The organism is Nonomuraea sp. NPDC002799, from assembly GCF_053592075.1.
Map to the genome: position 1 here is coordinate 148,075 of NZ_JBSFVA010000021.1, position 17,626 is coordinate 165,700.

General features: G+C 72.2%; 15 protein-coding genes and 4 tRNA genes. 11 read left to right on the top strand and 8 right to left on the bottom strand.

The window, feature by feature from the left end; all coding sequences use genetic code 11:
* Positions 1-57: 57 nt before the first annotated feature.
* Positions 58-1,005, bottom strand: a complete 948-nt coding sequence (locus ACWD0F_RS32585) for a hypothetical protein (protein WP_449882324.1) — start codon at positions 1,003-1,005, stop codon at positions 58-60.
* A 491-nt stretch (positions 1,006-1,496) separates the two neighbouring features.
* Between ACWD0F_RS32585 and ACWD0F_RS32590 the strand changes: the two genes are divergently transcribed.
* Entirely contained in the window at positions 1,497-2,897 is a 1,401-nt protein-coding gene (locus ACWD0F_RS32590; protein ID WP_449882326.1) for an amidase, read from the top strand.
* A 103-nt stretch (positions 2,898-3,000) separates the two neighbouring features.
* On the opposite strand, the gene ACWD0F_RS32595 is transcribed toward ACWD0F_RS32590, so the two are convergent.
* Both ACWD0F_RS32595 and ACWD0F_RS32600 read right to left on the bottom strand, forming a co-directional pair.
* Positions 3,001-4,428, bottom strand: coding sequence for an N-acetylmuramoyl-L-alanine amidase (locus ACWD0F_RS32595; protein ID WP_449882327.1), 1,428 nt, complete (start codon positions 4,426-4,428; stop codon positions 3,001-3,003).
* A gap of 29 nt (positions 4,429-4,457) precedes the next feature.
* Positions 4,458-5,435 carry a M23 family metallopeptidase gene (locus ACWD0F_RS32600; protein WP_449882329.1) on the bottom strand — a complete coding sequence of 326 codons (978 nt, stop codon included), beginning with the start codon at positions 5,433-5,435 and terminating at the stop codon, positions 4,458-4,460.
* A gap of 163 nt (positions 5,436-5,598) precedes the next feature.
* Between ACWD0F_RS32600 and ACWD0F_RS32605 the strand changes: the two genes are divergently transcribed.
* From ACWD0F_RS32605 to ACWD0F_RS32615, 3 genes are all read left to right on the top strand, one after another.
* Positions 5,599-8,487 (top strand): AfsR/SARP family transcriptional regulator, encoded by a 2,889-nt coding sequence (locus tag ACWD0F_RS32605; RefSeq protein WP_449882332.1) that lies wholly within the window; start codon positions 5,599-5,601, stop codon positions 8,485-8,487.
* 98 nt (positions 8,488-8,585) lie between these two features.
* On the top strand, positions 8,586-9,449 hold the full coding sequence (locus ACWD0F_RS32610; protein WP_449882334.1) for an LLM class F420-dependent oxidoreductase: 864 nt from the start codon (positions 8,586-8,588) through the stop codon (positions 9,447-9,449).
* A 65-nt stretch (positions 9,450-9,514) separates the two neighbouring features.
* Positions 9,515-10,171 (top strand): class I SAM-dependent DNA methyltransferase, encoded by a 657-nt coding sequence (locus ACWD0F_RS32615; RefSeq protein WP_449882337.1) that lies wholly within the window; start codon positions 9,515-9,517, stop codon positions 10,169-10,171.
* A 7-nt stretch (positions 10,172-10,178) separates the two neighbouring features.
* Here the strand turns inward: ACWD0F_RS32615 and ACWD0F_RS32620 are convergent, their stop codons facing one another.
* Positions 10,179-11,081, bottom strand: coding sequence for a LysR family transcriptional regulator (locus ACWD0F_RS32620; RefSeq protein ID WP_449882340.1), 903 nt, complete (start codon positions 11,079-11,081; stop codon positions 10,179-10,181).
* A 101-nt stretch (positions 11,082-11,182) separates the two neighbouring features.
* Here ACWD0F_RS32620 and ACWD0F_RS32625 point away from each other — a divergent pair, with 101 nt between their 5' ends.
* Positions 11,183-11,548, top strand: a complete 366-nt coding sequence (locus ACWD0F_RS32625) for a YybH family protein (RefSeq protein ID WP_449882343.1) — start codon at positions 11,183-11,185, stop codon at positions 11,546-11,548.
* A 102-nt stretch (positions 11,549-11,650) separates the two neighbouring features.
* Here the strand turns inward: ACWD0F_RS32625 and ACWD0F_RS32630 are convergent, their stop codons facing one another.
* From ACWD0F_RS32630 to ACWD0F_RS32640, 3 genes are read right to left on the bottom strand one after another with little or no spacing between them, the layout of a single operon-like run.
* On the bottom strand, positions 11,651-12,046 hold the full coding sequence (locus ACWD0F_RS32630) for a winged helix-turn-helix transcriptional regulator (RefSeq protein ID WP_449882345.1): 396 nt from the start codon (positions 12,044-12,046) through the stop codon (positions 11,651-11,653).
* Positions 12,047-12,055: 9 nt separating this feature from the next.
* Entirely contained in the window at positions 12,056-12,817 is a 762-nt protein-coding gene (locus ACWD0F_RS32635) for a MerR family transcriptional regulator (RefSeq protein WP_449882348.1), read from the bottom strand.
* 39 nt (positions 12,818-12,856) lie between these two features.
* Positions 12,857-13,459, bottom strand: coding sequence for a TetR/AcrR family transcriptional regulator (locus tag ACWD0F_RS32640; RefSeq protein WP_449882350.1), 603 nt, complete (start codon positions 13,457-13,459; stop codon positions 12,857-12,859).
* Positions 13,460-13,571: 112 nt separating this feature from the next.
* Here ACWD0F_RS32640 and ACWD0F_RS32645 point away from each other — a divergent pair, with 112 nt between their 5' ends.
* The 6 genes from ACWD0F_RS32645 (at position 13,572) to ligA (ending at position 17,337) form a co-directional block, all read left to right on the top strand.
* The gene (locus ACWD0F_RS32645; protein ID WP_449882353.1) at positions 13,572-14,387 is read left to right on the top strand and encodes an SDR family NAD(P)-dependent oxidoreductase; all 816 of its coding nucleotides are present in this window, start codon (positions 13,572-13,574) and stop codon (positions 14,385-14,387) included.
* 290 nt (positions 14,388-14,677) lie between these two features.
* Positions 14,678-14,748, top strand: a tRNA-Ala gene (locus ACWD0F_RS32650).
* A 9-nt stretch (positions 14,749-14,757) separates the two neighbouring features.
* Positions 14,758-14,830 (top strand) — tRNA-Leu (locus ACWD0F_RS32655).
* Positions 14,831-14,841: 11 nt separating this feature from the next.
* Positions 14,842-14,914: transfer RNA gene (locus ACWD0F_RS32660), tRNA-Glu, on the top strand.
* Between the two features lie 26 nt (positions 14,915-14,940).
* Positions 14,941-15,021 (top strand) — tRNA-Tyr (locus ACWD0F_RS32665).
* Positions 15,022-15,204: 183 nt separating this feature from the next.
* The gene (gene ligA / locus ACWD0F_RS32670; protein ID WP_449882356.1) at positions 15,205-17,337 is read left to right on the top strand and encodes an NAD-dependent DNA ligase LigA; all 2,133 of its coding nucleotides are present in this window, start codon (positions 15,205-15,207) and stop codon (positions 17,335-17,337) included.
* A gap of 54 nt (positions 17,338-17,391) precedes the next feature.
* Here the strand turns inward: ligA and ACWD0F_RS32675 are convergent.
* Positions 17,392-17,626, bottom strand: a 235-nt coding sequence (locus ACWD0F_RS32675) for a hypothetical protein (RefSeq protein ID WP_449882358.1), incomplete at its 5' end; no start/stop codon positions are given.

The following is a 17,626-nucleotide window of genomic DNA, read 5'->3' on the forward strand; positions in this document are numbered from 1 at the left end:
GCCGGCGACGCGGGCCAGGGCGCGCAGCCGAGCCCTGGCCCACCGCAAGACGAGCCCCTATTCGCCGGCCGCCGCCGGGCCGTCGTGCAGCAGCTCGGTCACCGTGGCGGCGCGCAGCAGGCCGGGGTGGAGCAGCTTCGCCCGCCGTTGGGGGATGCCGGCCGCGAGGGCGGCGTCGGCGAGCGCGTCTCCGGCCCACTCCAGGTCCACGATCCGGCCGTCGTCCCGTCTGATCAGCGGCTCTCCGGCGGACCTGCTGCGGCACAACGTGCGCAGCAGGGGGACGACCGGCGGCGGCGCGGGGAAGGCGACGAGGTCGCCACGGTGGTCGCGCAGCGTGATGACGGCGGCCTGGTCGCCCACGGCGTGGACGCTTTCGGGCGTCAGAGCGGCCAGCGCGCCGACCGAGGTGCCGGTGGCCTCCAGCAGCGCGACGGCGAGGGCCTCGGCCTGCCGGCCGTCGGCGGCCAGGTGCGCGACGCCCCGGCGCAGCAGCCGCCGCTCGTCCATGGTGAGCGACCGTGTGTCGTGCGGCGACCGTACGGCGCCGCCGTTCCAGGCGAAGGCGTAGAACGACGACACCGCGGCCCGTCTCCTGGCCACCGTCGCCTTCGCCAAGGGCTTGCCCGGCGTGCGCGTGCCGACGGCGGCCGCGCCGGACAGGGCGTCCGCGCAGTAGGCGTCCAGGTGTGTGCCGGTGACCGCGAGCGGATCGAGAGCCGGCCGCGTCGCCTGCAGCCAGCGCAGGAACGAGGCCAGGGCCTGCAACCTGGCCTGGCGCGTGGTCGTGGAGACGTCCTCCCGCAGCCAGCCGGTCACCACGCGCCAGGTCGCCGGATCCAGGGCGTCCACCAGGTCCACGTCCGCGCCGGGCACGTCGCCTCCGTCGCCGGGCCGGACGCGGGGCCGCAACCCGGAGATCTGCCCGGCGCTGGTCATCGCCGGCTTGCGCCGGCCGCCGTTCAACGAGTGCCGGGGAGCGTCCGCCCGGACCATGCTCAGCATGGGACCGGTCCAAAGGCCGGAACCGCCACGTCAGGACGGTGGAGCTCCCGTGGCGGAGCCGGGGACATCGCGGGGGCGTCGGTTGCCGCTGCGGGAGCGTGGCGGCCGCAGCGGCCTGTGCCTGGCAGACCAGTCATGAACTAGATCATCTCATGACGTGCCCCTCGCGGTCCTGGCATCCGAACGCGCCGCCTGACCTCTCCTGCCGCCCGCCGAAAAGTTCGTTTCACGAACCATGGGTGGTGGCCCGGATGGGCGCGGCTGGGGACGACTCCGGGATCGCGGCCGCGCTGGTGCGGTCATCCTTTCTGCTCACCGCCGTGTACGCCGGGCACGATCGCTGAACGGGTCAGCAGGGCGCCGCGCACGCCACTGTTGCCTTCCCGCTCCGCCCGCTCCGGCCTCCGGCTGAGGTCGCCGGTAAAGACAAGACTGCTGTTCTCCGGCGTTCCCCTCTAGATTTCCCGGCACGGTCACCCTGAGGAGGACACGTGACGGAGTTGTGGGAGCTGGGCGCTGCGGACCTGGCGGAGCTGGTCCGCGCCCGGAAGGCGTCGTGCCGGGAGGTGACGCAGGCGCACCTGCGCCGGATCGACGACGTGAACGGGCGGGTCAACGCGATCACGGTCACACTGGCGGAGCAGGCGCTCGCGGCGGCGGACGCGGCCGACCGGGCATCGGCCAGGGGCGCGGAGGCCGGCCCGCTGCACGGCGTGCCGATCACCGTCAAGGAGAACCTCGACGTCGCCGGGTCGGCGACGACGCTGGGCATCGCCGCGCTGCGGGAGGCGACGGCCGCCGCCGACGCGCCCCCGGTCGCCGAACTGCGCGCGGCGGGCGCGATCCCGATCGGCCGGACGAACATGCCCGAGTTCGGCATGCGCTGGCACACCGCCAACGCGCTGCGCGGCGCGACGGTCAACCCCTGGTCGGCCGGGCACACCCCGGGCGCCTCCAGCGGAGGTGAGGCGGTCGCGGTGGCGACCGGGATGTCGCCGCTCGGGATCGGGAACGACGGCGCGGGCTCGCTGCGCTGGCCGGCCCAGTGTTGCGGCGTCGCCGCGTTGAAGCCGTCACTCGGCAGGATCGCGCAGGCCGGCGAGCAGGCGGGGCCGGTGCCGTTCGCGTTCCAGTTGCTCTCCGTGCACGGCCCGGTGGCCAGGCACGTCAGGGACCTGCGGCTGGCGTTCGGCCACATGTGCGGGCGCTCCGGCGGGGACCCGTGGCACGTGCCGGCTCCGCTGGAGGGCCCGCCGCTGCCGGGGCCGGTGCGGGTGTGCGTGGTGAGCGACGTCGCGGGGGCCGAGCTGGATCCCGGGGTGGCCGGCGCGCTGCGGCGGGCGGCCGACGCCCTGGCCGGCGCCGGTTACGTCGTCGAGGAGGGCACGGCGCCCGCTCTCGTCCGGGCGAGTGAGATCTACACGCAGATCATGTCGGCCTACGGCCGGGTGTCGCGGGAGCAGCCGCCTGTGGAGGCGATCGCGTCGGCGGAGTTCGTCCGGTTCTGGCAGGCGTTCGAGCCGGTCTGGGCGGCTGCGGCGGGGGAGCCGGCGTTCGATCCGATGATGGAGCGGGCGTCGATCGCGCGGTTGTGGAGCGCCTGGATGAGCCGTACGCCGCTGGTGCTCGCGCCCGTCCGCACCCGCCCGGCCTTCCCCGTGGGGTCGGACCTCGATCGCGGCTGGCTGGCGGACTGGCCGGACACCATGCGCATGACGGTGGCGGTCAACCTGCTCGGGCTGCCCGCGGTGGCCGTGCCCGTGTCGGTGACCGGCGGGCTGCCGCAGGCGGTGCAGATCATCGGGCCGAGGTTCCGCGAGGATGTGTGCCTGGACGCGGCCGCCGCGGTGGAGGCGTCGGTCGGCCCGCTGACGCCGATCGATCCACGCTGAACGGCGGGCCCGCATCCGCGCTGAACGGCGAGCCCGCTGGAGCGCGAAAAAAACCGGCAGCGGGGGGTTCGAACCCCCCGCTGCCGGTCACGTCATCACCTGGTCAGCCGCAGTGCTCGAAGGGGCTGTCGTAGGTGGCCGTGCCGACCTTGCCGCCCCACTTGACGCACTTGTCCGCCGCGGCGGCCCGCACCGGACCGGCGAAGTAGGCGAAGTTGCCGCTGTCGGTCACCCGGGTCTTGCCCTGCACCTCCAGGTAGGCGCTGGTGGCGCTGGCCTTCCCGATCGAGGTCTTCTTGATCGTGGCGACGCAGTTGTTGCCGTTGCCGGTGTTGTACAGCAGGTAGACGGTCCCCGCCGTGCCCAGGGCCGCGGAGTCGATCACCTTGTAACCGGTGCCGCACACCGACTCGGGCGTGTGCGGGTTCGTGGTGCCCCCGCCGCTGCCGCCGGTGACGTAGCCCATGTAGGTGGTCCAGTTCCAGTAGCTGCCGGGATCGGTGTGGTCGGTGCCCGGGACCTGGTTGTGGCCGACGATGTGGGTGCGGTCCTTGGGGATGCCGTACCGGTCGGCGATGTTGCGGGTCAGCGCCGCCGACGAGCGGTACATCGCGTCGGTGAACCACGAGGCGTTGTTCACGAAGCCCTCGTGCTCGATCCCGACCGAGCGCCGGTTGTAGTCGCCGGCGTGGAAGGCGCGGTCCTTCTCCCTGACCATCTGGGTGATGGCGCCGTCGGAGGAGCGGACGACGTAGTGGGAGCTGACGTTCGCTGCCGCGTTCTGGAACCACGAGATCGTCCCGGCGTAGGAGCCCTGCGTCACGTGGATGACGATGCGGTCGATGGTGTCGCTGGTCGGGCGGCTGGAGACGGCGTAGTTGCCGCTGTTGGCCGCGACCCACGTGGCGGAGGGGTAGTCCGTGGACGCGGCGAGCGTGCTCGGGCCCTCCTCGGCGTAGCGGCCGAGGTCGGGCACGACGGCCCGGGCCGGCGCCGTGATGCTCTCGCCGGCCGGGGTGGCGCCGCGGATGCCCTTGGCCAGCAGCTCGTAGACGGCGTCGGCGTACAGCCTGGCCACGTCAGGGGAGGAGGCGTTGCCGTACTTGGCCACCGCCTCGTACCACTGGCCGGGGTCCTTGCGGTCGGCGGCGCTCAGCTCCAGCTCGTCGGCGTAGGCGCGCAGCACGGCGGCGCCGCCGGTGATGTTGGCGGCGTCGTCGGTCTTCAGCGCCGAGACGGGCCGCTTGGTGAGCGTCGCCGCCCGCTCCAGCGTGCGGGCGGTGACCAGGTGCATGACGCCGTAGCCGCCGCTCGCGCTGGGCTCGCCGCGGTGCCCGTCCAGGTGGGTCTCCGCGTAGGCGAGTGACACCAGCAGGTCACGCGGCACCTCGTACGTGCCGGCGGCCTTGGCGAACGCGGCGGCCACGGGGCCGGGGGCGGACGCGGCGGCCGGCTGCTGCCCTGCCAGCAGCGTCAGGGGGATCAGCGCGCCGGTCAGCAGCGCGGCTGAGCGGCGGAATCGGGCTGGCACAGTTTTCTCTCTTCTCAACGGGGTGGTGTTCAGCCGCAGTGCTCGAAGGGGCTGTTGTACGCGGTCGTGCCGGCCTTGCCACCCCACTTGACGCACTTGCCCGCCGCCGAAGCCTTGACCGGACCGGCGTAGTAGGTGAAGTTGCCGCTGTCGGTGGCCCGGGTCTTGCCCTGCACCTCCAGGTAGGCGCTGGTGGCGGTGGCCGTGCCGAGGGACGACTTCTTGAGCGTGGCCACGCAGTTGGCGCCGGTGGTGGCGTTGTAGAGCAGGGAGACGGTGCCCGCCGTGCCCAGTGCCGCGGAGTCGATCACCTTGAAGCCGCTGCCGCACACCGAGGTGGCCGTGTGCGGGTTGGTGGCGCCGCACTTGTTCTTCGAGGTCAGCGTCTGGGTCGGGTAGCCGAAGGTGGTCCCGTTGAAGACGGCCTTACGGATGTTGCCGGGGTAGCCGGTGCCCTGGCGTACCTCGAAGTGCAGGTGCGGGCTGATGTTGTTGCCCGGCTTGCTGGTGTTGCCGAGCGTGCCGAGCTTCTGGCCCTGGCTGACGGTGGCGCCGGAGGCGACGGAGCGCGTGTTCAGGTGCGCGTAGAACGACGTCCAGCCGCCGCCGTGGTCGATCTTGACCAGGTTGCCGTAGCCGTTGGTCGAGCCCTGGTGGGCGGAGATGACCACGGTGCCGCCCGCGGCGGCCGAGACGGTGTCGCCGAGGTCGGCGTTGGCCGTGCTGCCCCGGTTGAAGTCGATCTCGTACGACTGGTGGGCGCTGCTGTTGCTGGAGTTGCCCGTCCAGCTCTGCCCGCAGGGGAACGGGAGCTGGAAGGCCGGCGCCGCCAGGGTGGACACCGCCGGCACCTCGGCGGTGTTCGGCGGGTCGTTCGGATGCGGCGTGGCGGTCGCCGCCGGTGTGGGGGCCGGCGTCGGAGCGGCCAGGGCGACGGAGCCCGACTGGCCGACGGCGAGGCCGCATAAGAGGACGAACCCCACCGTGAGCACCCTTGTGGGTCTCATATGAATGCCTTTCTGAACAGCCTGATGGATCTCTGCTGGGGCTCAAGATTGCGGGTACGGCGTACAGAGAACATCCAAAATCGGTATAAAGGCTCAGCCAGCTCGAACGCACAACCCGACAAATGGTTGCCATGCCTCCCACTAAGGAGTAGGTGCGGTCATAGTGGTTGATCAGCTTAATCTCGGTGTTCTCGGCCCCTTACAGGTCAGATGCTCGGACGGCATCCTGCGCATCGCCGGCAACAAGCCGCGCCTGCTGCTGGCCACGCTGCTGCTCGAGGCGAACCAGACGGTCGGCTCGGACACGCTCATCGAGGTGCTCTGGCCCAGGAACCCGCCCTCGTCCGCGCTGGCCAACCTGCGCACCTACGTCAGCTCGCTGCGCGGCGTGCTCGCCAGCGCCGGGGCCGGGATCGCGGCCCACCCCTCCGGCTACGCGGTCGAGGTCGACCCCGCCCAGCTCGACGTGCTGCTGTTCGAGGAGCTGGTGGCCGGAGCGCGCGACGGGGCCGGCGAGGCGTCCGAGCGGCTGCGCAGGGCCCTCGCGCTGTGGCGCGGCGACCCGCTGAGCGACCTGCCCGCCAGCCCGCTGTGGGACGCGCGGCTGCGGGCTCTCACGCAGGCCCGGCTCGCCGCGGCCGAGGAGCTGGTCACCACGAAGCTGGCCGGCGGGGAGTACCTCTCGGCCATCGACGACCTGCGCCTGCTGATCGGCGAGCACCCCTACCGCGAGGATCTCTGGCAGCGGCTCATCCTCGCCCTGCAGCACGCCGGGCGCCGGGCCGAGGCGCTGCACGCCTACACCACCATCCGGCGGCAACTGGTCGACGAGCTCGGCATCGAGCCGGGGCAGGACCTGCGCGACGCGCACGCCTCCGTGCTGGCCGGTGAGCCGGCGCACCCGTCCGGGCCGGCCGGCGACCCCGCGCGGGCGAGCGTGGCCGCTGAGCCGGCGCCCGCTCCGGCGGTGCCCGCGCCGCACCAGTTACCGGCCGACGTGCCGGACTTCACTGGGCGGGCCGGCGCCGTCGCCGAGTTGTCGAGGGCGTTGTCGGCGCGCGAGGGGGAGCCGGACGGGCCGCCGTCGATCGCGGTGGTGGTGGGGCCGCCGGGCGTGGGCAAGTCGGCCCTTGCGGTGCACTGCGCGCACGCCGTACGGGCCGGATATCCCGCCGGGCAGCTGCACTTATGCCTGGGCGGCACCGACCCGGCGCCGGCCGACCCGGCGGAGCTGCTGGCCGAGGCGCTGCGCGCGCTGGGCGTCGGTGAGGCGGCGCTGCCGCCGACGGCGCACGAGCGCGCCACGCTGTACCGCACCCTGCTGGCCGAGCACCCCATGCTCGTCTTCCTCGACGACGCGGCCGACACCGCGCAGGTACGCGCCCTGCTCCCCGGCAACGGCTGCGCGGTGCTCGTCACGAGCCGGCGGCGCATCTCCGAGTTGCCCGGCGCGCTGCTGCTCGAACTGGACGTGTTGCCGCCCGCGGAGTCCGAGGAGCTCCTGGGCAGGATCGCCGGCGCCGAGCGGGTGGCCGCCGAGCGGCCGGCCGCGCTGGCCATCCTCGACTCCTGCGGCCACCTGCCCCTGGCCATCCGGGTGGCCGGCGCCCGGCTGGCCGCGCGCCCCGGCTGGTCGCTGAGCGTGCTCCAGCAGCGCCTGGCCGACGAGTCGACCAGGCTCGACGAGCTGCGCGCGGGCGACCTGGAGGTACGCGCCTCCTTCGAGAGCAGCTACCGGCAGCTCCCTGGCGACGCGGCCACCACCTTCCGTGCCCTGGGCCTGCTCGGCCCGGCGTCCGTGCCCGCCTGGGTGGCCGGCGCGGTGCTGGACCGCGACCGCACCGAAGCCGTGGTCGACACCCTCGTCGACGCGAACCTCCTGCGCCTCGTCGGCACCGACCCCCTCGGCCAGCCCCGCTACCGGCTGCCCGACCTGCTGCGCTGCGACGCCCGGGACAAGGCCGGCGGCGAGCGGCAGGCGCTGGCCCGGGTGCTGGGCGGCTGGACGACCGCGGCCGAGCACGCGAACACCCGGCTGCCGACCACGCTGTTCAGCCTGACCTCCGAGCAGGCGACCCGCTGGAGCATGCCGCCGGAGACGCTCGGGCGGCTGACCGCCGATCCGCTGTCGTGGTTCGACGCCGAGCGCGAGACGCTGGTCGACGCGGTACGGCTGGCCGCCGACGCCGGCCTGACCACCTCCGCGTGGGGGCTGGCCGGAGCACTCGTCCCCTACTTCGACCTGCACTGCCGCTACGAGGAGTGGCAGCTCACCCACCGCCTGGCCCTCGACAGCGCCCGCGCGGCGAACGACCGGCGCGGCGAGGCCGCCATGCTGCGCGGCCTGGGGCAGGTCTGCCTCTACCAGGACCGGTACACCGAGGCCGGCGACATGTTGCGGCGGGCCCGGGCGATCTTCCACGAGCTGGACGACCCGAGGGGCGAGGCGATCTCGATCTGCGGGCTGGGCGCGGCCGACCAGTTCTCCGGCCGGCATCTGCGGGCGCTCGGATCCTTCCGCCGGGCGCTGGCCATGTTCCTCGCCGTGGGGGACCAGAGCGGTGAGGCGTACGCGCGGCAGGCGATCGGCCGGGTCCACCTGTCGTTGCGGGATCTGGGCCAGGCGTCCCAGTGGCTCGGTGAGGCGCTGCGGCTGGCCAAGGAGCTCGGCGACGACCATCGCGAGGGGTGCGTGTCCCTGCAGCTCGGCCGGCTGCACGATCTGAAGGCCGAGTCCGACGCGGCGATGAGCCTCCAGGGGCGGGCGCTGGACATCTTCGAAAGCCTCGGCGACCGGCACTGCGGCGCGTACGCGATGCAGAGCCTGGGCGGGCTGCGGGCGGCGCGGGGCGACCGGTCCTACGGGTCCGACCAGCTACGACGCTCACTGGTGATCTTCCAGCAGCTCGGTGACCGGAGCGGGGAGGCGGCCACGTTCCAGACCCTCGGGGAGTTGTACCGCTCCTCCGGCCGCGCCGCGCTGGGCACCCACTACCTCGACCGGGCGATCGAGCTGCGCCGGGCGCTGCGCGACGGGGCGCCGACGCCGTGAGATAATGACTGCCACGGAGCCCTCTCGGCCCCTGGGTGCGACCCAGGCAGGCGAGAGGGTTTTTTCATGCCCGCAACCTTTTTCAGAGGAGCCTTTTGATGAGACTTGGCCTGTCCTGCTCCCGCTTCGCCTGGTCCGGCGGCGACGCGGCCATCGCCGGTCGGTTCGCGGCCGTGGCCCGTGGCGCCGACGAGGCCGGGCTGCACAGTTTGTGGGTGATGGACCACTTCTTCCAGATACCGAACTTCGGTCCCGCGACGGAGCCGATGCTGGAGGCGTACGGCGCGCTGTCCTACGCCGCCGCCCTCACCAGCCGCGTCACCCTCGGCGCGCTCGTCACCGGCGTTCCCTACCGCGCGCCCGGACTGCTGATCAAACAGGTCAGCACCCTGGACGCGCTCTCCGGCGGCCGGGCCGTGCTCGGCATCGGCGCCGGTTGGTACGAGGCGGAGGCACGCGGACTCGGCCTGCCCTTCCCGTCGCTGGCCGAGCGGTTCGAGCGCCTGGAGGAGACGCTCAAAATCGCCCGGCAGATGAGGAGCGAGCAGGACGAACCCTACGAAGGCACGCACTACCGGCTGGAGCGCACGCTGAACGCGCCGCAGGCGCGCCCGCCGATCCTGATCGGGGGCAGCGGGGAGCGCAAGACCCTCCGCCTCGTCGCCGAGTACGCCGACGCCTGCAACCTGCTGCACGGGGCCGACGTGCCGCACAAGCTGGGCGTGCTGCGCGCCCACTGCGAACGGCTGGGCCGGCCGTACGAGGAGATCGAGAAGACTCTGCACCTGCGCATCCCCGCCGGTGAGAGCGTGGATGAGAGCGTCAGGCGGTGTGGCGAGCTGGCCGCCCTGGGCATCGACCACGTCATCGTCGCGGTCCCCGACCCGGCCGCCGGGCTCTGGCAGGAGCACCTGGCCGAGCTCGCCGGCCGGATCGCCGCGATCACCCCGGCCGGGCGCTGAGCGATCGCTACCGAAGCGCGGCCGTCGTGAATGCGCCCGTTGCGGAGGCTTTAGCATGACCCCTCATGACCGAGCCGGACTTCCTCACCACCACCCGTGCCGCCTACGACACGGCCGCCGCCCAGTACGCCGAGTTCGTCGGCGGGCGGTTCCTCGCCGACCCGCTGGAGCGTGCGCTGCTGCCCGTCTTCGCCGAGCTGGTCCGGGCCTCGGGTGACGGTCTCGTGGCGGACGTGGGATGCGGTCCCGGCCACCTCACCGCGCATCTGGGCGGGCTCGGCGTCACCGCCTTCGGCGTCGACCTGTCGCCGGAGATGGTCGCGCTGGCCCGCGCCGCCCATCCAGGGCTCCGGTTCGGGGTGGGGCTGATCACCGCTCTGGAGGTGGCGGACGCCTCCCTGGCCGGGGTGCTCTCCAGCTACTCGATCATCCACACGCCGCCCGAGGGCCTGCCCGCGGTGTTCGCGGAGTTCGGCCGGGTGCTGGCCCCGGGGGGTCATCTCCTGGTCAGCTTCCAGGCGTACGACCATCCCGCGGAGCTGGCGCAGGCGTTCGACCACAAGGTCGCCCTCGCCTACCGCTACTCTCCCGACGGAGTGGCGGAGCTGCTGCTCGAAGCCGGGCTCACCGAGGTGGCCCGGCTGGTCCGCGCCCCTGGCGAGGACGCCCAGCGGGGGTTCCCGCAAGCTCATCTCCTGGCACGCCGGTCGGCGCGGGATTAGCGCTGTGCTAGGCCGGGGTCTCCACCGTGGCGGAGGCTCCGAAGGCCCGCCGGCCGTGCGCCAGCAGCGCGCTCACCGCCGGGCCGTGCGCCGCGCGCCAGACCAGCGCGAGCAGCGCGGGGTCCTCGACGTCGTCGATGGGCAGGGCGGCGAGCCGGTCGCGGTAGTGCTCGGCCATGGACGCGCTGAGCACGCCGACGGCGATCCCCCGGGCCGCGAGGTCGGCGATGGCGTCGGTGGCGCTGGCCTGCATCGCGATCACCGGCCGCAGGGCCCGCGCGGCGCAGGCCCGGTCGAACACGGTCCGCAGGCCGGTCCCCGGCGGCATGCACACGATCGGGTACGCGCCGAGGTCGCGCAGCGTGACCCGGGGCCGTCGCGTCAGCGGATGCCCGTGCGGAACGGCCGCGACGAGCCGCTCGCTGATGATGGTGAACGCCTCCAGCCCCTCGGGGGTGGCCGTCGCCGTGCCGACGAGCGCCAGGTCGACGGCGCCGCTCCGGACGCCTTCGACGAGCCGGTCGGAGCCGTCCTCCAGCAGGGTGAGCTCCACCCCGGGATGCGCCCGGTGGAACGCGGCCAGCGTGTCGAACAGCGGCGTGATCGTGCATCCGGTGACCATCCCGACGGTCAGCCGCCCTTTGATGAGGCCGGTCACCTCGCCCACCGCCTGCTCGACCGCGCCGGCGGCGGCCAGTGCGGCGCGGGCGTGCTCCAGCGCGGCCTGTCCCGCGACGGTGAGGCAGGCGCTGCGCCCGGACCGGTCGAACAGCTCCGCACCGAGCTCCCGCTCCAGCTGCCGGATCTGCGCGCTGACGCCGGACTGGCTGATGTGCACCCGCTCGGCGGCCCGGGTGAAGTTCCGCTCCTCGGCCACCGCGACGAAGTACTCAAGCTGCCTCAGTTCCATGACTGTGAATTCTAGCTCCCATAAGAACGATCTGTTGGACTTCTGGTTCTGCGGCGGCCAAGCTGGAAGCCGTTGACACGGAGCCTGATGGAGGAAGTCTTATGCCCGCATATGAGAAGGCCCTGCGGCCGGAGGACATCACCCGCCTGTTCGTCGAGCGGTCCAACGCCGGTGACGCGGCCGGGGTGGCCGAGCTGTACGAGCAGGACGCGGTGCTGGCCTACCCGCCGGGCAGCCAGACGGTGGGCCGGGAGGCGATTCGGGCGCTGTGGGAGAAAGTGCTGGCCGGGCGCCCGCACTTCGAGCTGGAGACGCCCTTGCCGACGCTGATTCACGGCGACATCGCGCTCACCTCGACTCCGCCCAAGGACGGTTCGGGCGCCCGCGCGCAGGTCGTGCGCCGTCAGGCGGACGGGAGCTGGCTGCGCTTCATCGACCAGCCCGAGTTCGCCACGCCCGCCGGCTGACCCGGCACTTCACCCTCCCCGCTCGGCCGAGCGCCGTTCCCCTGCTTGACCGAGCGCCATTCCCCTTGCCTTATGCCTGTGTCGTCACGCCCGCCGGCCGGCTCAGGGCTTCGTTTCCGCGTCGTGGCGCTCCTGGCAGGCCGCGACGTCGCGGGCGCGCAGGGTGATCCAGTCGAGCAGGCTCTCCAGCGGCACCGCCAGCTCCACCCCGAGCGGGCTGAGCCGGTAGGACACCTTGGGCGGGACGTCGGGCTCGACGAGCCGCTCGATGATGCCGTCACGGGTCAGGACGCGCAGGTTGTGGGAGAGCATCTTCTCGCTGATCCCCTTGATCCGGTCGCGCAGCAGGTAGAACCGGAGCGGGCCGGGGCGCAGCGCGGCCACGATCAGCAGGCCCCACCGGCTCGTCACGTGGTCGAGGACCGTACGGCCGGGGCAGTCGCTGTTGAAGGCGTCGCTGCCCGGATCGAAGAGGCCGTGCTTCGCACTTACCGTCATGGCCTGAGCTTACTCAGGGAAAGCCCGGGTCACGGCGAGTCGCATGGCCTGCCGTACGACCTCGGCCTGGGCGGGCGACAGCTCCTCCAGGAAGGGCTCGATCACGGCCGGATCCCAGCCGGGCATCGGCTGGGCCAGCAGGTGCTCGCTGGTGTAGGCGGCGAGCGCCTCTGCCAGCGGCGCCACCCGGGGATCGCCGGGCTCGGCCTCGGCCAGCTCGTCGAGCCGGCGGTAGAAGTCGTGGCCGGCGGCCCTCGCCCCGGGGTCGGCGGCCAGCGCGTCGAACATCCCGAACGCGCGTGGCCTGCCGGACCGGCCGGACGTGCTGTCGACCAGCACCAGCAGGTCGCGATCCCAGGCCGCCGCCTTGGACGCGGGCAGGTGCACCACGTGCAGGAACTCCAGCAGGTCGGGCGAGGCGGTGTCGTCGGGGCCGAGCGTCCCGGCCTCGGAGCGCCGCAACACCTCGGCCAGCCGGGCCCGCCGGGCCTGGATCTCGTGCTCCTGCCGGGCCAGATCCGCGTCGATCTCGGCGAGGATCTCGGGCAGCTCCCTGGCGGCGTCGTCGGCGATCACGTCGCGCGCCTCGTCCAGGCTCAGGCCCAGCTCGACGAGGCGGCGGACGCGGGCCAGGGCGATGGCGTCGCGCATGCCGTACTCGCGGTAGCCGTTCGCCAGGCGGGGCGGCTCGGGCAGGATGCCCTGGTGGTGGTAGTAACGCACGGTCCGGGTGGACACCCCGAGCAGTGCGGCGAGCTCTCCGATGCGCATGTCGTCCAGTTAAGACGTTGACGCGGTGTCAGGGTCAACTCAGCGGCGCACGGCCTTGAGGAACATCTCGACCAGGGCGTCGGCGTATTGGGGGGTCAGCGGGCCGGAGCGGTGCAGCCAGCGCTGGTGCAGGGGGGCGTACAGGAGCTCCAGGGCCAGGTCGAGGTCGGTGTCGGGAGCGATCTGGCCGGCCCGCTGCGCGCTGCGCAGCCGGGCCTTCTTGGCCTCGTCGACCGGGCCCGCCAGCTTCTCGCGGTACTGCGCGGCGAGGTCGGGATCGTTGATGATCTCCGTGTTGAGCGCCCTGATCGGCGCCTCGAACGCCGGATCGGCGAACTCGGCCACCGTCGCCCGCATCACGACCTTCAGGTCGGCCTCGATGTCGCCCGTGTCGGGCAGCGCCACCTCGCCGTCGCCGGCCTCGCTCAGCGCCAGGAACGCGTCGAAGACCACCGCGCCCTTGGAACGCCACCAACGGTAGATCGTCTGCTTGCCGACGCCCGCGCGCGCGGCGATGGCCTCGATGGACAGCTTGGCGTATCCCATCTCGGAGACCAGCGCGCGCGCTGCCTCCAGGATGGCCTGCCGTGACCGCTCGCTGCGGCGGGCCTGGTCGGGTTGCCTGGACACATGGGCCAGCATAGCACTCTAACGAGACGAGACGGTCCGTCTTGACAGGCGTCGCGCAGCGAGTAGAGTTCGGTTCCGTTGGCGAGACGACCCGTCTCGTCTTGCATATGTGAAGGAGGCGGTCATGACCCGTGCGTGGTTCATCACCGGTGCGTCCCGTGGCTTGGGCAGGGCGTTCACCGAGGCGGCGCTGGCGGCGGGAGATCGGGTCGTGGCCGCCGCCCGCGACGTCGGGCCGCTCACGGAGCTGTCCCGGCAATATCCCGCCACTCTTGTACGGATGCCGCTCGACGTCTCCGACCGGGCCGCCGTCCACGAGGCCGTCGACCGGGCCGTGGCCGCGTTCGGCAGGCTCGACGTCGTGGTCAACAACGCCGGCGGACTGCTGCTCGGCATGGTGGAGGAGGCCACCGAGGAGCAGGTCAGAGCCCATTTCGACGTCAACTTCTTCGGCGCCCTCTGGGTCACCCAGGCCGTCGTCCCGCACCTTCGGGCGCAGGGCTCCGGCCACCTCCTGCAGGTCACCTCGATGGGCTCGACCGGCGGCTTCGCCTCGACCGGCCTCTACTCCGCCGGCAAGGCGGCCCTCGACTCGGCGAGCCAGGCGCTGGCCATGGAGGTCGAGCCGTTCGGCGTGAAGGTCACCATCCTGCGGATGGGCGGCTATGACACCGGCCTGTTCACCACCGGCACCACGGCCACGGACCCGAACCCCGTCTACGACACGCTGCGCGCCCGGCTGGCCGAGATGTGGGGCGATGACGCGGGCCCCGGCCCGAGCGACGCCGCCCCGGTCCTCATGGAGCTGGTCGGCCTGCCCGAGCCGCCGCGGATTCTGATCGTCGGCGGCACGTCCTACGACCTGGTCCAGCAACTGGAGCAGGCCCGCGCCGCTGAATACCACGCCTGGGAACACCTGAGCCGCAAGGCGGCGGGCTGACACGATAAATGAGTGGCATTCGCCGAATGCCCGCGGTTATCGTTGACCACATCGAAGGACAGGCGGACTCAAGACCGCCCAGAAAACGTTGGGAAAGGCCCGCCATGCTGACCGCAGCCACCGCACTCGAACAGGAACGGCGCGCCTATCGCCGCCCTGCGGCAGGCTACTGCGCCGGCCTCCGGTGGGCTTCTGGATAATCCTCGCGAAGGATCGTCCCGAGGCCGCCAGGTTACCCACCGGGCGGCCTTTCTCTTTCCTTCTTCGACAATTGCACAGTGGCGCATCAAGGGCTGATGGTGAAAAGGCATCACACCTGCCTTGCAAGCAGGAATTCAGGTTTCGAGATCCTGTCGGTCCACGTCTCAAAGCGTCCGTGGCCCAACGGCAGAGGCACCGGTCTTAGGAACCGGACGGTGCGGGTTCGAATCCCGCCGGACGTACGCACGGCCCAGCCCCGTTGGTCTAGTGGTCAGGACGCCCGGCTTTCACCCGGGAGATCGCCGGTTCGAGTCCGGTACGGGGTACGACCCACCGTTGTTCTTCTTTTCTTGCGCGAGCTGGGCACGTGGCGAGCCCCTTCGGCTGTAAACCGGACGCTCCGGCTGTGGCGGTTCGACTCCGTCCTCGCGCACTTCCGCCTCGACCGACGGGGGCCGGGGCGGCCTGGCGCGGGGACGGGCCTGCCAAGCCCGCGCGTTCGGCTCTCGCCTGCGTCTGCAGGTTGACAGATCATTCCGGCTACGAGGAAGAACAGCCCGTCCCGCTGCTGAACTGAGGTTCGGAAACTGTCGGCGCCGGCAGGCATGATGAAGCCATGACCGACGCACCCCCTCTCACTCACCTGGCCGACGCGACGGCCTATGCCGAAGCCGTCCAGCTTGCCGTCGACTCCGCCGCGGCCTATTACGCCGACGGCACCTCCACGCTCGACGACGACGCCTACGACCGGCTGGTCCGCGGCATCACCGCCTTCGAGGAGGAGCATCCCGACCAGGTGCTGCCGGACTCGCCGACGGGCAAGGTGGCCGGTGGGGCGGTGGTGGGCGACGTGCCGCACACGGTGCCCATGCTGAGCCTGGACAACGTGTTCGGCGCCGAGCAGCTGGCCGACTGGGCGGCCTCGCTGGAGCGCCGGCTCGGCCGGCCGGTCACGGTGTGGAGTGTGGAGCCCAAGCTCGACGGGCTGGCGATCTCGGCCCGCTACCGGCACGGCCGCCTGGCCCAGCTCGTGACGCGGGGCGACGGCACGGCGGGCGAGGACGTCTCGCACGCGATCGGCACCGTCGTCGGCCTGCCCGACCGGCTGGCCGAGCCGGTCACGGTGGAGCTGCGCGGCGAGGTCATGATGACCGCCTCGCAGTTCGAGGAGGCGTGCGCCAAACGCCAGGCGCACGACGGCACCACGTTCGCCAACCCGCGCAGCGCCGCCGCGGGCACGCTGCGCGCCCAGGACCGGCCGTATGTGTGCGAGCTGACGTTCTTCGGCTACGGCGCGCTGCCCGCGCCCGACGACACCGGCGAGCTGGCCACCCGGCTGCGCGAGCTGCCGCACAGCGAGATCATGGAGTGGGTGGCGGCGCAGGGCGTGCAGACCACCGCCGCCACGCCGGTCGCGGGCATCGTCGCCGAGACGCTGGAGCGGGTGCAGGAGCGCGTCGGCGAGATCGCGGCGGCCCGGGCGGAGTTGCCGTTCGGCATCGACGGCATCGTGATCAAGTGTGACCTGGCCGCCGACCAGGCCCAGGCCGGGTTCAGCTCGCGTGCCCCGCGCTGGGCGACCGCCTACAAGCTGCCCGCCACCGAAAAGATCACCAAGCTCCTCGGCGTGGAGTGGAACACCGGCCGCACCGGCATCATCGCCCCTCGCGCCGTGCTGGAGCCGGTCGAGCTCGACGGCAGCGTCGTCACCTACGCCACCTTGCACAACGTCGCCGACATCACCCGGCGCGGCCTGATGCTCGGCGACAGCGTCACCGTCTACAAGGCGGGCGACGTCATCCCGCGTGTCGAGGCTCCGGTGGTGCACCTGCGCACCGGCGACGAGCGTCCCATCGAGATCCCGCAGGCCTGCCCGTCCTGCGGCGATGCCATCGACACCACCCAGGAGCGGTGGCGGTGCGTGCGCGGGCGCGGGTGCCGCGCGATCGCCTCCATCGTCTACGCCGCCGGCCGCGACACGCTCGACATCGAGGGCCTGGCCGAAAACCGCATCAAGCAGATGCTCGACGCCGGGTTCATCGTCGACTTCGCCGACCTGTTCTTCCTGACCCGCGAGCAGTTGCTCAGCCTGGAGCGCATGGGCGAGACCAGCACCGACAACCTGCTGGCCGCCATCGACCGGGCCAAGGGCCAGCCGCTCAGCCGGGTGTTCTGCGCGCTCGGCATCCGTGGCACCGGCCGTTCCATGAGCCGCCGCATCGCCCGCCACTTCGCCACCATGGCCGCCATCCGCACGGCCGACGCCGAGGCGATCCAGCAGGTGGAGGGCATCGGCCCGGAGAAGGCCCCGGTCGTGGTGGCCGAGCTGGTGGAGGTCGCGCCGCTCATCGACAAGCTGGTCAAGGCGGGGGTGAACATGACGGAGCCGGGCGCCACCCCGGCCTCCGCGACCGCCGCGCCCTCTGCGTCGTCGGCGGGGTCGGCGGGGTCGGCGGCGGAGTCGGGTTCTGGGGAGGATGCGGTGTCCACGACGGCGGACCTCCCCCTGGCCGCCATGTCGGTCGTCGTCACAGGGGCCATGACGGGCCCGCTGGCCGCGCTGTCGCGCAACGAGATGAACGAGCTGATCGAGCGCGCCGGTGGCCGGGCCTCCTCCAGCGTGTCGGCGAAGACGTCCATGTTGGTGGCGGGGGAGAAGGCCGGCTCCAAATGGGCCAAGGCCGAGAGCCTGGGGGTCCGGATCGTCACGCCGGAGGAGTTCGCCGACCAGGTCAGCGCGTTCCTGTGACAGGAGGGCTCGGACAGACCTGAGTTGGTCGCGGGCCCGCGTCTCAACACCGCCTCAACCATTTCTCAACACCGCCTTCCGCATGCTGTCCTCAGTCCCGCCGCCGCGCGGGGAGGGCTGTGGGGGAGAAGGGGTGTCATCGATGAACGGGACGAAGCGGATCGCGGCGGCGCGGTCGCTGGCGGCGCAGCTTGAGAGGATGTTCTGTGACGGTATGGGCTTTTGGTCCCTGCAGTTGAGTAGGGATTTTCGTGAAATAGGTTGACGTTCAGTGTGAGTGCGCTCAACT